Consider the following 12967-nt stretch of genomic DNA (forward strand, 5'->3'; position numbering starts at 1 on the left):
CACTTAATTATACATTGTTTATACATGAACAATGGAGAGGGATTGCTCATGAAAGTCTTTATCAAAAAATGGGGCAACAGCGCAGGAATGCTGGTGCCCTCAGCGCTAATGAACGAGCTGGAACTCCAGGTAGGTCAGGAAATGGACATGCAGGTCATCGATGGAACGTTGGTCATTAAACCGGTTAAGAAACGCTATTCACTGCAGCAATTGCTCGATAGCTGTGACGGTGAAGCGCCGGCCGCCGCAGACGACAACTGGGAACACATGCCGCCGGCGGGGAAAGAAGTATGGTGAAGCGCCCCGTTTTTCAGCGCGGAGATCTTATCCGGGTCAGCCTGAATCCCGTGGTTGGCCGTGAGCAGCAAGGCGACTTTCGTCCGGCACTGGTGCTTTCTCCCCGCGAGTTTAATGCGCTGGGCATGGTGCTAGTTGCCCCTATTTCACAAGGGGCTAATTTTGCCCGTACAGCGGGTTTCACCGTCAGCCTGAGCGGGAGCGGCACCGCAACGCAGGGCGTCATCTTGATCAACCAGGTTCGCATGATGGATCTGGCCGGGCGCAGCGCGCAATTCGTTGAACGTGCTCCTGGCGAAGTCATCGCCGACGCGCTGGCACGGCTTCAGGCAATCATCGACTAACGCCGAAAATCCACCGTCTCATCCTGCTGCAGATGCAGCGTGGTTTCCGCCGGCCGCGTTTCGGCGATCACCGCGCCCTGGCGAATCGAATAACGCACCGGCGTCTGGCGGCGCACCGCGTCGAAACCGCTTTCCGCCGGCAGGATCACCAGGTTGGCGCTGTTGCCGGCCGCCAGGCCGTAGTCGCTCAGGTTAAGAGTGCGCGCGCTGTGGCTGGTGATCAGCTTCAACCCGTCGTCGATTTGGCCATAGCCCATCAGCTGGCACACGTGCAGCCCCATATGCAGCACCTGCAGCATGTTGGCGGTGCCGAGCGGATACCAGGGATCGAACACATCGTCGTGGCCGAAGCAGACGTTGATCTCCGCCTCCAGCATCTCCTTCACCCGCGTCACGCCGCGCCGTTTTGGGTAGCTGTCGAAACGCCCCTGCAGGTGAATGTTCACCAGCGGGTTGGCGACGAAGTTGATGCCGGACATTTTCAGCAGGCGGAACAGCCGCGAGGCGTAAGCGCCGTTGTAAGAGTGCATCGCCGTGGTGTGGCTGGCGGTGACTTTCTCCCCCATCTCCAGCTTCAGCGCCAGCGCCGCCACGGTCTCGACGAAACGCGATTGCTCATCGTCAATTTCATCGCAGTGCACGTCCACCAGCCGATCGTATTTTTGCGCCAGCGCGAATGCCTTATGCAGCGACTCCACGCCGTACTCGCGAGTGAACTCGAAATGCGGAATGGCGCCCACCACGTCGGCTCCCAGCCGCAGCGCTTCTTCCAGCAATGCTTCGCCGTTGGGATAGGAAAGGATCCCCTCCTGCGGGAAGGCGACGATCTGCAGCGTTACCCAGGGCGCCACCTCCTGCTTAACTTCCAGCATGGCGCGCAGTGCGGTCAGCGTGGGATCGGAAACGTCGACGTGGGTGCGCACATACTGCACGCCGTTGGCGATCTGCCACTTGAGCGTTTGCCAGGTGCGTTGCTTGACGTCTTCATGAGTCAACAAGGCTTTGCGTTCTGCCCAGCGCTCAATCCCCTCAAACAGCGTGCCGGACTGGTTCCAGGCCGGCTGACCGGCGGTTTGCGTGGTATCCAGGTGAATATGCGGTTCGACGAATGCCGGCAGCGCCAGCCCGCCCTGCGCATCCAGCACGTCGCTGCGCCACTCCTGCCCTTCCGGCTGCGGCACCAGATGCGCAATGCGCCCCTGTTCTATCGCCAGTTGCCACAATCCTTCATGCCCGCTTAAACGCAGGTTGTCGATAAACTTCAATGGACGTTTCACCACCCTTCACCTCTGCCGTTGCGCTGGTTTTCTTCATCATACTGGCAGCGGATCGCGCTGACAAAGTCGCCGTTGCATGCCGGCCTGCGCGTCTACTCCCAGCGGGGTAGTTGGTGCGCGACCTGACTCGCTTCAGCTAAAGGTGAATAAAATCCACAACTTATCAAAAAACGTGGAAAATCATTCATATACCACGTTGTGGGTATATAAAGGCGCGATTGATTTGCATCAATAAATTGCCCCTCGGGAGGGATAAGGTAAGCCTAGGAAACCCGAATTTTGAGGCAATAATGAGCAGAGTCAAACTTGCCGTGATCGGCAATGGCATGGTCGGCCACCGGTTCATCGAAGATCTGTTGGATAAAGCAGACAAAGACCTATTCGACATCACCGTGTTTTGCGAAGAGCCGCGCATCGCTTACGATCGCGTGCATCTCTCTTCCTATTTCTCGCACCATACCGCCGAAGAGCTGTCGCTGGTGCGCGAAGGCTTTTACGAAAAGCACGGCGTGAAGGTGCTGATCGGCGAACGCGCCATCACCATCAATCGCGACGAGAAAGTCATCCACTCCAATACCGGACGCACCGTCTATTACGACAAGCTGATCATGGCCACCGGCTCCTATCCGTGGATCCCGCCGATTAAGGGCTCGGATAGCCAGGACTGCTTCGTTTACCGCACCATCGAAGACCTTAACGCCATCGAAGCCTGCGCGCGCCGCAGCAAACGCGGCGCGGTGGTCGGCGGCGGGCTGTTGGGGCTGGAAGCCGCCGGCGCGCTGAAAAGCCTGGGGGTGGAAACGCACGTGATCGAGTTCGCTCCGATGCTGATGGCCGAACAGCTCGACCCGATGGGCGGTGACCAGCTGCGCCGCAAGATCGAGCGCATGGGCGTCAAGGTACACACCGGCAAAAATACCCAGGAGATTGTCAACGGCGGCGGCACGGCTCGCAAAACCCTGCATTTCGCCGACGGCAGCCTGCTGGAAGTGGATTTCATCGTGTTCTCCACCGGCATCCGCGCCCAGGACAAGCTGGCGCGCCAGTGTGGGCTGGAGATCGGCCGCCGCGGCGGCATCGCCATTAACGACAGCTGCCAGACGTCGGATCCGGACGTCTACGCCATCGGTGAGTGCGCCGCCTGGCGCGATCGCACCTTCGGTCTGGTGGCGCCGGGTTACAAAATGGCGCAGGTGGCCGTCGATCACCTGCTGGGCCGCGAAAACGGCTTCCAGGGCGCCGACATGAGCGCCAAGCTGAAGCTGCTGGGCGTGGACGTCGGCGGCATAGGCGATGCCCACGGCCGCACCGAAGGCGCCCGCAGCTACGTTTATCTGGATGAAAGCAAAGAAGTCTACAAACGCATCGTGGTCAGCGCCGACAATAAGACCCTGCTCGGCGCGGTGCTGGTGGGCGACACCAGCGACTACGGCAACCTGTTGCAGCTGGCGCTGAACGGCATCGAGCTGCCGGAAAACCCGGACGGCCTGATCCTGCCGGCCCATGCGGGCAGCAAACCGGCCATCGGCGTAGATTCGCTGCCGGAAAGCGCGCAGATCTGCTCCTGCTTCGACGTCAGCAAAGGCGACATCATCCAGGCGGTCAATAAAGGCTGCCACACCGTGGCGGCGCTGAAAGCCGAAACCAAGGCCGGCACCGGCTGCGGCGGCTGCATCCCGCTGCTCACCCAGGTGTTGAACGCCGAGCTGAGCAAGCAAGGCATCGAGGTCAACCACCACCTGTGCGAACACTTCGCCTATTCACGCCAGGAGCTGTTCCACCTGATCCGCGTCGAAGGCATCAAGTCGTTCGAGGCGTTATTGGCCAAATACGGCAAAGGCTACGGCTGCGAAGTCTGCAAACCGACCGTCGGCTCGCTGCTGGCCTCGTGCTGGAACGAATACATCCTCAAACCGCAGCACACGCCGCTGCAGGATACCAACGACAACTTCCTCGGCAATATCCAAAAAGACGGCACTTACTCGGTGATACCGCGCTCCGCCGGCGGCGAAATCACCCCGGACGGCCTGCTGGCCATCGGACAGATCGCCAAGGAGTACAATCTTTACACCAAAATGACCGGCTCGCAGCGCATCGGCATGTTCGGCGCGCAGAAAGACGACCTGCCGGCCATCTGGCGCAAGCTGCTCGCCGCCGGCTTTGAAACCGGGCACGCATACGCCAAGGCGCTGCGCATGGCGAAAACCTGCGTCGGCAGCACCTGGTGCCGCTATGGCGTCGGCGACAGCGTCGGTTTCGGCGTCACGCTGGAACATCGCTACAAAGGCATCCGCACCCCGCACAAAATGAAATTCGGCGTCTCGGGCTGTACCCGGGAATGCGCCGAAGCGCAGGGCAAGGACGTCGGCATCATCGCCACCGAAAACGGCTGGAACCTGTATGTTTGCGGCAACGGCGGCATGAAACCGCGCCACGCCGACCTGCTGGCCGCCGATCTCGATAGCGAGACCCTGGTGCGCTACCTTGACCGTTTCATGATGTTCTATATCCGCACCGCCGATAAGCTGCAGCGCACCTCGGTATGGCTGGAGAGCCTGGAAGGCGGCATCGATTACCTGCGCAAGGTGATCGTTGACGACAAGCTCGGCATCAACGAGCAGCTGGAAGCGGATATCGCCCGCCTGCGCGAGGCAGTGATCTGCGAGTGGAAAGAAACCGTCGAGCACCCGGAAACGCAGCTGCGCTTCGCCCACTTCATCAACAGCCCGCTGCGCGATCCGAACGTGCAGGTGGTGGCCGAACGTGACCAACACCGCCCGGCGCGCCCTGACGAGCGCATTGCCGTCACCCTGATCGACACCGAGGAGAGCCAAGCATGAGCCAGTGGATTACCGTTTGCCCCATCGCCGACATCCTGCCCGGCACCGGCGTATGCGCCCTGATCGGCGATCGGCAGGTGGCGGTGTTCCGCCCCTATGCCGACGAACAGGTGTTCGCCATCAGCAATATCGACCCGTTCGCCCAGGCCAGCGTGCTGTCGCGCGGGCTGATCGCCGAGCATCAGGGGGAATTGTGGGTCGCCAGCCCGCTGAAGAAACAGCGTTTCCGCCTGTACGATGGCCACTGCCTGGAAGATGACAGCCGCTCCGTCGCCAGCTTCACCAGCCGGGTGGTCGACGGCATCGTGCAAGTCGCGGCATAACCTTTCGGGGGCGCATCCCGCCCCCACGCCGATAATCCCGAGGAATGCCGATGGACTACCTGCCGATTTTCTGCCAACTGCAACACAAAGCCTGCCTGCTGGTCGGCGGCGGCGAAATCGCCGAACGCAAGGCGCGCCTGCTGCTGGACGCCGGCGCGGCGCTGACCGTCAACGCCCTGGCCTTCAGCCCGCAGTTCCACCAGTGGGCGGCAGAAGGCCTGTTGACGCTGGCCGAGGGCGAATTCAGCCCGGCCCTGCTGACGGAAAAATGGTTGGTGATCGCCGCCACCGATAGGCTGGAGGTCAACGCGCGGGTGTACCAGTGCGCCAACCAGCAGCGGGTGTTCTGCAACGTGGTCGATGACCCGAAACGCGCCAGCTTTATCATGCCGTCGATCATCGATCGTTCGCCGATCGTGGTGGCGGTGTCCTCCGGCGGCAAAGCGCCGGTGTTGGCGCGGTTGCTGCGCGAGAAGCTGGAAGCGCTGCTGCCGCAACACCTCGGCAAGCTGGCGCAGCTCGGCGGATCGCTGCGTCAACGGGTGAAACAGCGCTTCAGCAGCCTCGGCGCGCGCCGCCGCTTCTGGGAGCGGCTGTTCGCTCACGATCGGCTGGCGCAATCGCTGGCCAATGACGACGCGGCTCTGGCCGAACGCCAGCTCGAACAGCTGTTCAGCGAACGGCCGGAGGATCGCGGTGAAGTGGTGCTGGTGGGCGCCGGGCCGGGCGATGCCGGCCTGCTGACGCTGAAAGGGCTGCAACAGATCCAGCAGGCCGACGTGGTGGTTTACGACCGGCTGGTCTCCGAAGAGATCATGACGCTGGTTCGTCGCGACGCCGAGCGCATCTTCGTTGGCAAACGCGCCGGCCATCACTGCGTGCCGCAGGAGCAGATCAACCACATCTTGCTGCAGCAAGCGCGGCAAGGCAAACGCGTGGTGCGCCTGAAGGGCGGCGATCCCTTTATCTTCGGCCGCGGCGGCGAAGAGCTGGAAACGCTGGCGGACGCCAACGTACCGTTCTCGGTGGTGCCGGGCATCACCGCCGCCTCCGGCTGTTCCGCCTACAGCGGCATCCCGCTCACCCACCGCGACCACGCGCAGAGCGTGCGTCTGGTGACCGGCCACGCCAAGGCCGACGGTGGATTGGACTGGGCGACGCTGGCCGCCGGGCAACAGACGCTGGTGTTCTATATGGGGCTATCGCAGGCGGCGGAGATCCAGCGCCGGCTGATCGCGAACGGACTGCCGGCCGCTACGCCGGTGGCGCTGGTGGAAAACGGCACTTCCTGTCGTCAGCGGGTGATCGAAGGCGAGCTTGGCCAACTGGGCGCCTTGTCCCTGCAGGCCGCCAGCCCCAGCCTGATCATCGTCGGCAGCGTGATCAGCCTGCGCAGCAAGCTCAATTGGTTCGCCAGCGAAGCCCCGCCCGCCGGCCTGGCGCAAATGGCGTGATACCGACGTAAAAAAAGCGGCCCAAGGCCGCTTTTTTTATTTGCGCCGGCGTTACGCCTGCGGCGGTACGAAACCGACGGCCTGATAAACCTTCGCCAGGGTTTCCTGCGCGCGTGCACGGGCTTTGGCGGCGCCGTCGCGCATCACATGCTGCAGGTAGGCTTCGTCGTTGCGGAAGCGGTGGTAACGCTCCTGCAGCTCAGCCAGCATGCCGGAGACGGCTTCCGCCACCGCGCCTTTCAGGTGGCCGTACATTTGGCCTTCGAACTCGGCTTCCAGCTGCGCGATGCTCTTGCCGGTGACGCCGGCGAGGATGTCCAACAGGTTGGAGACGCCCGCCTTGTTGACCACGTCGTAACGCACGACAGGTGGCTCTTCCGAGTCGGTCATTGCGCGTTTGATCTTTTTGGTCACCGCTTTCGGATCTTCCAGCAGGCCGATCACGTTGTTGCGGTTATCGTCCGACTTGGACATCTTCTTGGTCGGTTCCTGCAGCGACATCACGCGTGCGCCGGATTTAGGAATAAACGGCTCCGGCACTTTGAACACGTCGCCGTACAGCGCGTTGAAACGCTGGCCCACGTCGCGGCTCAGTTCCAGGTGTTGTTTCTGGTCTTCGCCCACCGGCACCTGATTGGTTTGATACAGCAGGATGTCCGCCGCCATCAGCACCGGATAGCTGAACAGCCCGGCGTTGATGTTCTCCGCGTAGCGTGCGGATTTGTCTTTGAACTGCGTCATGCGGCTCAGTTCGCCGAAATAGGTGTAGCAGTTCAGCACCCAGCTCAGCTGCGTGTGCTCAGGCACGTGCGACTGCACGAAGATGGTGCTTTTTTCCGGATCGATACCGCAGGCCAGATACAGCGCCAGCGTATCCAGCGTGGCTTTGCGCAGCTTTTCGGCGTCTTGGCGCACGGTGATGGCATGCAGATCGACGATGCAGTAGATGCAGTCGTAGTCGTCCTGCATCTGCACCCACTGACGCAGCGCACCCATGTAGTTGCCGATGGTCAGTTCGCCGGACGGCTGCGCGCCGCTAAATACGATGGGCTTACTCATGTTTAAATTTCCTGATTCTCTAAAGATGACAGCCCAAGAGCGGGCAACAAATCGGCGAAGCGCTCCAACACCCGATCGGGGTGGCTCAGGGCGATCGATTCGCCGTAGTTATAACCGTAGGTAAAACCGACGCTCGGGCAACCGGCCCCCTGAGCGGCTTGAATATCGTTGCGCGAATCGCCGACGAACAGCAGTTCATGCGCTCGCAACCCAAGCTTGCCGAGCACCAGATACAACGGCGCCGGGTGAGGTTTCTTTTCCGTCACGTCGTCGCCGCCGATCACCAGCGAAAAATACTCGCCAATGCCCAGCGATGCCAGCAGCGGCGCCACGAACGGCGTCGGCTTGTTGGTCACCAATGCCATCGGGTAACCGTGCGCGGCCAGGCGGGCCAGCGTCTCTTGCACCTGCGGGAACAGGCGGCTGCCGCTGTCAACAGTCTGCGCGTAGAAATGATCGAAGCGCTCACGCAGCCGGCTGCACTGCTCCGGCGTGTCTTCCGCTTCCGCCCAGCGCAGCGCGCGCTGCACCAGCACGTCGGCGCCGTTGCCGATCCAGGTGCCAACTCGCTCTTCACCCGCTTGCGGCAGCCCCCTCTCTTCCAGCGCCATATCGATGGCGGCCGCGAGGCCCGGCGCGCTGTCGACCAGCGTACCGTCAAGATCGAAGGCCAGTGCGCGGATCGCGCCGAAATCAGCCATGGGAAACCTTCGCCAGCTCGCTGCGCATTTCGTCGATCACCTTGCGGTAGTCCGGCTGGCCAAAGATGGCGGAACCGGCGACAAACATATCGGCGCCCGCGGCGGCGATTTCGGCGATGTTGTCCACCTTCACCCCGCCGTCGACTTCGAGACGGATATCGCGGCCGCTGTCGTCGATCAGTTTGCGCACCTGGCGCAGCTTGTCGAGCGTGCCGTGGATGAACGACTGGCCGCCGAAGCCCGGGTTGACCGACATCAGCAGGATCACGTCGATTTTATCCATCACGTAATCAAGATAGCTCAGTGGGGTCGCCGGGTTGAACACCAGGCCGGCCTTACAGCCGTGCTCTTTGATCAGCTGAATGGTGCGATCGACATGCTCGGAAGCTTCGGGGTGGAAAGAGATATAAGACGCGCCGGCCTTGGCGAAATCAGGCACGATGCGATCCACCGGTTTGACCATCAGGTGCACGTCAATCGGCGCAGTAATGCCGTAGTTGCGCAGCGCTTCGCACACCATCGGACCGATGGTCAGATTGGGCACGTAGTGGTTATCCATCACGTCGAAGTGCACCACGTCGCCGCCTGCAGCCAGCACGTTAGCGGTATCTTCACCTAACCGGGCAAAATCTGCCGACAGAATGGACGGGGCAATCAAAAACTTTTTCATCCGCTTCTCCAAACGTAGGGTCGAGTTGTTATGCGCCGGGGTGCCCCGGCTTAGCGATACAGCGCCAAAAGCTCGTTCACTTTGCTGCGGCCGAGAATGTTGCGGCTGATTGTACGGCGCGCTTTCACCACATACAGCGCAGCATGCTGGTACCAGTCGCGCGTCAGCTCGGTATCGTGATTGGAGATCAATACCGGTACCTGGCTCTCTACCGAGAGCTGGTGCGCCAGTTGCGCCAGGCTTTGCTGATCGGCGATGCTGAAGCTGTTAGTGTGGTAAGCGGTGAAATTCGCCGTCGCCGACAGCGGCGCATAAGGCGGATCGCAATACACCACGGCACCGGCCACGGCCTTCGCCATGGTATCGCGGTAATGCTCGCAGACAAAAGTGGCATTGCGCGATTTTTCGGCAAACCAGTAGAGCTCTTCTTCCGGGAAGTACGGTTTCTTGTACCGGCCAAACGGCACGTTGAACTCGCCGCGCAGGTTATAGCGGCACAGGCCGTTATAGCAGTGACGGTTCAGGTACAGGAACAGCAGCGCCCGGCGGTAAGCCTCGGTGCTAGTATTGAACTCTTCTCGCAGCAGGTAAAACTGATCCGAGTTATTGAATTCATCGGCGAAAAGCGTGCGGGCATCGCGCACGAAGTCATCCGTGCGCAGCTTAACGATGTTATACAGGTTGATAAGATCGCTATTGATGTCGGCGAGAATGTAGGCGTCGTAATCCGTATTCAGAAAGACGGATCCCGCACCCACGAAGGGCTCGATTAAGCAGTCTCCCGCCGGCAGATGGCGACGAATCTCATCTACCAGCGGGTATTTTCCACCAGCCCATTTTAAAAAAGCGCGGTTTTTCTTCATGCCGTCAATTAGCTACTTATACAATTCAGAGCGGCGGATTGTACTCTGTTTCAGACAGCACATCAGCGCACAAATTTAAATGATTTATTTTTTAAGATCTTGCTGCACTTGGTGTACAGGTCGAACCCATGGTTTTTTCGCCTGCACATCGGCCGGCAACGAAGCAATGGCGCGCTTCGCTTCCGCAGAAGACGCATAGTTGCCGCTCACCAGCACGTACCACGGCTTGCCGTCACGCTTGGTGGCGTACACCAGGTAATTCTGCAGCTTCTGCTGTTTGGCATAGGCGTTCAGCGTATCGGAACGCGAAGCGCTGCTCAGTTGCAAGGTATAGTGGCTGCCCGGCGCAGACTGCACAGAACTGCCACTGCTGGCGACCGCTCCCGCTTTCGCGGTGGAAGACGGCTTGGCCGGCGGCGTATACACCGTAGTCGGTGATTTATGCTGCGTCGCGGTCGGTTTGGCGGCGGCGGTTTTCGCCGGCGTTTTATGCTGTTGCGGGGCAGTGCCCTGCACAGGACGCGTCGCTTCGCGCGCTGCGGCGCCGCTCATCACCGTTGCCGGTGCGGTCGGCAACGTCGACGCTGCGCCGGTCATGCCCTGCGTAGCGGCATCCACCTGCCCCTGCTGCTGCGACAGCGCATCCGCCATGTTGCCCGGCAAATCGACGCGCTGCTGCGCACCGCCTTGCTGAGGCTGCGTTTGCGCTTCGGTCGGCGTGCCGGAGATCGGCGGAACGCTGACGTTCTGCGGTTGCTGCGGCTGAGTCGCGCTCACGCCGTTATTATCGTGGGTATCCGTCGTGCCGCCCGGCACGCCGTTATTGGCGGTGGTCAGCGACGAAGAACCGGACAGGTTGATATCGCGGGCCGCGCCGTTTTGCGCGCCGCTCTCCTGAGCCGCTTCATGTTTGGTCGGCGCCTTCAGGGCTGAACCGATGCCGATAATCAGCAGCAGCAGCACCAAAATGCCGATGCCAATCATCAAATGCTGGCGCGAAACGGCGAAGCGCGGCGCGGCGGCCGGCTTGCGCGAACGCGTAGGACGACGATCGCTGCTATCAGGTCTGAGATCGTCTTCCGGTTTAAACTCGTCCATCTGAAACCCTCCAACTAGAGGCAAAAGCCCACCACCGTAGACCTACCGTGGCACGGGCGGATTAACCCGATGATGGCAAAGCGACACCCGTCGTGCTCTGCTCACTGTATTAATATAGATGCTAATGGCGGCTAAGCCACTGTTACTTAGTCCGATTTAATTACGCTTCCGCTCAGGCAAGCAGGCGGCGATCGACGCCAGCACCAGCTCATGCCCTACGCCGCCGCGCACTTCCGCCGCACCGATCGCGGTCGGCAACACCAAACGCAGTTCCCCCGCCAGCACTTTCTTGTCGCGCAACATGTGCGGCAAGTAGGATTCCGGCGTCATTTCCTGCGGCCCGCAGACCGGCAAGCCGGCGCGCAGCAGCAGCGCTTTGATGCGCTCGATGTCTTCAACGGAGAACTGGCCGAGACGGTGCGCGGTTTCCGCCGCCATCACCATGCCCGCAGCCACCGCCTCACCGTGCAGCCACACGCCGTAGCCCATCTCGGCTTCGATAGCATGGCCGTAAGTATGGCCCAGATTCAGCAGGGCGCGCAGGCCGCTTTCGCGTTCGTCTGCGGCCACCACCTCGGCCTTCAGCTCGCAGCAGCGGCGAATACAGTAGGCCAACGCCTGCATATCCAACGCCATCAGCGCATCGATGTTATGTTCCAACCAGACGAAAAACTCGCGATCGAGGATGATCCCGTATTTGATGACTTCGGCCAGGCCGGAAGAGAGTTCACGCGTCGGCAGCGTTTTCAGGCAATCCAGATCAACCACCACCGAAGCGGGTTGATAGAAAGCGCCGATCATGTTTTTGCCGAGCGGGTGGTTGACGGCGGTCTTGCCGCCCACGGAGGAGTCCACCTGCGACAGCAGCGTGGTGGGAACCTGAATGAAGCGCACGCCGCGTTGGTAGCACGCGGCGGCAAAGCCGGTCAGATCGCCGACAACGCCGCCACCGAGCGCGATCAGCGTGGTATCGCGCCCGTGCGGTTTTTCGAGCAGCGCCGAAAACACCTGCTCCAACACCGCCAGAGATTTGTACTGCTCACCATCGGGAAGAATCACCTGATCCACCACGACGCCGCTCTGCTCCAGCACCTGCCGGACACGCTCCAGATAGAGCGGCGCCAGGGTCTGGTTGGTGACCAACATCGCTTGTTCACCCGCCTTTAACGGCATAAAAGAAGCCGGATCGTCAAACAATCCGGCGGCGATGGTAATCGGGTAGCTGCGCTCCCCAAGCGTTACAGTAATTCTCTCCATGTCGCGCTTAGTTCTCTGTATGGTACGGCGGTGGTTGATCCCCGCAACGGCGGGGAACACAAATCAGTTTTCCGCATTGGCCGACGGCGAACGCGAAAATCAGCAATCAGTTGCTTTCCAGCATGTTGATGATCTGGTTGGCAACCACTTTAGCGCTCTGATCGTCGGTGCGAATGGTGACATCGGCAATCTCTTCATACAACGGATTGCGCTCTTTCGCCAAAGCTTCCAGCACTTCACGCGGCGGAGAATCAACCTGCAGCAGCGGGCGTTTTTTATCACGCTGGGTACGAGCCAACTGCTTTTCGATCGTGGTTTCGAGATAAACCACCACGCCGCGCGCGGACAGACGGTTGCGCGTTTCGCGCGACTTCACCGAACCGCCGCCGGTCGCCAACACAATCCCTTGTTTTTCCGTCAGTTCATTAATGACTTTTTCTTCACGATCGCGGAAACCTTCTTCCCCTTCCACGTCGAATACCCAGCCCACGTCAGCTCCGGTACGTCGCTCAATTTCTTGATCGGAGTCGAAGAACTCCATATTGAGTTGCTGAGCTAACTGACGGCCAATAGTGCTTTTGCCGGCACCCATAGGCCCAACCAGAAAGATATTGCGTTTCTCTGCCATGTTTTTCGGTATTACTAAGACAATTCGTTAATGTTAACCCGCCCCGCCAATCAAATCAGCGGCGGGACCTAAACTGAAACCTCATGAGCGATAGTGCGAGATCAGACGAAAAATTATCTCAACACTCTTGGTAGTTTGGCAACCGAATAAATCGCA

The 12967-nt window shown here is 60.5% G+C and carries 13 protein-coding genes; 5 read left to right on the forward strand and 8 right to left on the reverse strand.

The genetic code is table 11. From position 1 onward, the window contains the following. The first annotated feature begins 48 nt into the window (after positions 1-48). Both ACJ8M3_RS22055 and ACJ8M3_RS22060 read left to right on the forward strand, forming a co-directional pair. Complete coding sequence (locus tag ACJ8M3_RS22055) at positions 49-297, forward strand: AbrB/MazE/SpoVT family DNA-binding domain-containing protein (RefSeq protein ID WP_089197522.1); 249 nt, start codon at positions 49-51, stop codon at positions 295-297. Beyond that, positions 291-641 carry a type II toxin-antitoxin system ChpB family toxin gene (locus ACJ8M3_RS22060; RefSeq protein WP_089197523.1) on the forward strand — a complete coding sequence of 117 codons (351 nt, stop codon included), beginning with the start codon at positions 291-293 and terminating at the stop codon, positions 639-641. The genes ACJ8M3_RS22055 and ACJ8M3_RS22060 overlap by 7 nt, the downstream gene beginning before the upstream one ends. On the opposite strand, the gene ACJ8M3_RS22065 is transcribed toward ACJ8M3_RS22060, so the two are convergent. After that, complete coding sequence (locus ACJ8M3_RS22065) at positions 638-1918, reverse strand: cytosine deaminase (protein ID WP_188050021.1); 1281 nt, start codon at positions 1916-1918, stop codon at positions 638-640. The genes ACJ8M3_RS22060 and ACJ8M3_RS22065 overlap by 4 nt on opposite strands. Positions 1919-2208: 290 nt before the next feature. On the opposite strand from ACJ8M3_RS22065, the gene nirB reads away from it, so the two are divergent. From nirB to cysG, 3 genes are read left to right on the forward strand one after another with little or no spacing between them, the layout of a single operon-like run. After that, on the forward strand, positions 2209-4758 hold the full coding sequence (nirB, locus tag ACJ8M3_RS22070; RefSeq protein WP_060660173.1) for a nitrite reductase large subunit NirB: 2550 nt from the start codon (positions 2209-2211) through the stop codon (positions 4756-4758). Then, positions 4755-5081: a nitrite reductase small subunit NirD gene (nirD, locus tag ACJ8M3_RS22075; protein WP_033645269.1), complete on the forward strand. Its 327-nt coding sequence runs from the start codon at positions 4755-4757 to the stop codon at positions 5079-5081. Before nirB ends, nirD begins: the two co-directional genes overlap by 4 nt. 50 nt (positions 5082-5131) lie before the next feature. Further along, complete coding sequence (gene cysG / locus ACJ8M3_RS22080) at positions 5132-6535, forward strand: siroheme synthase CysG (protein ID WP_060660172.1); 1404 nt, start codon at positions 5132-5134, stop codon at positions 6533-6535. A gap of 51 nt (positions 6536-6586) precedes the next feature. Here cysG and trpS read toward each other — a convergent pair whose 3' ends face one another. The 7 genes from trpS to aroK all read right to left on the reverse strand — a co-directional run bounded on the left by trpS (position 6587) and on the right by aroK (position 12811). Then, positions 6587-7594, reverse strand: a complete 1008-nt coding sequence (trpS, locus tag ACJ8M3_RS22085) for a tryptophan--tRNA ligase (protein ID WP_033645271.1) — start codon at positions 7592-7594, stop codon at positions 6587-6589. A gap of 2 nt (positions 7595-7596) precedes the next feature. Next, entirely contained in the window at positions 7597-8295 is a 699-nt protein-coding gene (locus ACJ8M3_RS22090) for a phosphoglycolate phosphatase (RefSeq protein ID WP_033645272.1), read from the reverse strand. Continuing rightward, positions 8288-8965, reverse strand: coding sequence for a ribulose-phosphate 3-epimerase (gene rpe / locus ACJ8M3_RS22095; protein WP_019456160.1), 678 nt, complete (start codon positions 8963-8965; stop codon positions 8288-8290). The genes ACJ8M3_RS22090 and rpe overlap by 8 nt, the downstream gene beginning before the upstream one ends. Before the next feature lie 50 nt (positions 8966-9015). Next, entirely contained in the window at positions 9016-9828 is an 813-nt protein-coding gene (gene dam / locus ACJ8M3_RS22100; RefSeq protein WP_089197524.1) for an adenine-specific DNA-methyltransferase, read from the reverse strand. A gap of 84 nt (positions 9829-9912) precedes the next feature. Continuing rightward, positions 9913-10926, reverse strand: coding sequence for an SPOR domain-containing protein (locus ACJ8M3_RS22105; RefSeq protein ID WP_033645274.1), 1014 nt, complete (start codon positions 10924-10926; stop codon positions 9913-9915). Between the two features lie 156 nt (positions 10927-11082). Next, positions 11083-12183 (reverse strand): 3-dehydroquinate synthase, encoded by a 1101-nt coding sequence (gene aroB / locus ACJ8M3_RS22110; protein ID WP_046687922.1) that lies wholly within the window; start codon positions 12181-12183, stop codon positions 11083-11085. A 106-nt stretch (positions 12184-12289) separates the two neighbouring features. After that, positions 12290-12811, reverse strand: coding sequence for a shikimate kinase AroK (gene aroK, locus ACJ8M3_RS22115; protein ID WP_004391482.1), 522 nt, complete (start codon positions 12809-12811; stop codon positions 12290-12292). Positions 12812-12967: the final 156 nt, after the last annotated feature.

Source organism: Serratia sp. CY55921 (genome assembly GCF_052167655.1).
In the GTDB taxonomy this organism is placed as follows: Bacteria; Pseudomonadota; Gammaproteobacteria; order Enterobacterales; family Enterobacteriaceae; genus Serratia; species Serratia ureilytica.